Origin of the sequence: Helicobacter monodelphidis, assembly GCF_003288845.1 — a bacterium.
Lineage (GTDB): Bacteria > Campylobacterota > Campylobacteria > Campylobacterales > Helicobacteraceae > NHYN01.
The window spans coordinates 1-571 of record NZ_NHYN01000090.1 but is presented as its reverse complement, the minus strand read 5'-3'; the positions used below and the strand labels follow the sequence as shown (position 1 = coordinate 571).

At 37.5% G+C, this 571-nt stretch carries 1 protein-coding gene; it reads right to left on the bottom strand.

The window, feature by feature from the left end:
- Positions 1–571 (bottom strand): hypothetical protein (locus tag CCZ01_RS10640; protein ID WP_181566406.1); only part of this gene is annotated, 571 nt, incomplete at both ends.

The window sequence follows — 571 nt, the reverse complement described above, 5'->3', positions numbered from 1 at the left end:
TGTCAAAGTGAAGTTGCCTGTTGTAACAGTTCCCATACTCAATAGACCAATGAGGTTTGTTGCATCGACTGTAACAGAATCACCACGATTAAGATTGCCGAGTGTAACTCTACCTACACCTTTGATAGTTGCTGTGCTCATTGAAGCAAAGTCTGTGTTTGAAGCAGAGAAATCACCAATAGCATTGACATTGAGTGTTTGCACTTTAGCAAAGACAGAACCAGCGATAGAACCGGGTTGTAAATTTAAATAACCCCCTGTAGTGTCTATATTTAAAAGAGTTGCTTTATCTGCAAGCACTGTTCCAGTCCAATCTGAATTTGTGCGAATGCTAAGCTCTGTTGTGCCTGTGAGGTTAATATTTCCATGTCCAACATTTCCAGAAGTTGTAGTAGTTCCTTTATCTAATGTAAGATTTGTTTTACCTGTATGATCAAATACAGATTCAACAGTCCCTGAACTCTTAGAAACGATATTAAGATTCTTAGCTCCTAAACCAACAAGATAGAATTTATCTGCATTAGTTAATGTTCCAGCACCACTATCAAAATTAATCTCAACATCACTCAAT